Raw genomic sequence first — 243 nt, forward strand, 5'->3', positions numbered from 1 at the left:
ACCGACGAGCGGCGCGCGGCAATCCGCGATGTCGGCGCATGGCTCACCACGGTGGTGGCCAACCTGTGCATCGACCGGCTGCGGTCGATCGCCGCCCGCAGGGAGCGGTACATCGGCCCGTGGCTACCCGAGCCGATCATCAGTCCGGTCGACGCCAAGGACGACCCGCTCGACGAGGTGGTCCGCGACGAGCAGGTCCGGATCGCCAGCATGGTCGTGCTGCAGGAGCTCAGCCCCGCCCAG

The 243-nt window shown here is 70.8% G+C and carries 1 protein-coding gene; it reads left to right on the forward strand.

Going from position 1 to position 243, the window contains the following annotated elements; genetic code table 11:
• The coding region (locus GEV06_29065; GenBank protein MPZ21890.1) for an RNA polymerase sigma factor SigJ at positions 1-243 on the forward strand (243 nt) is incomplete at both ends.

Source organism: Luteitalea sp. (genome assembly GCA_009377605.1).
Taxonomy (GTDB): domain Bacteria; phylum Acidobacteriota; class Vicinamibacteria; order Vicinamibacterales; family Vicinamibacteraceae; genus WHTT01.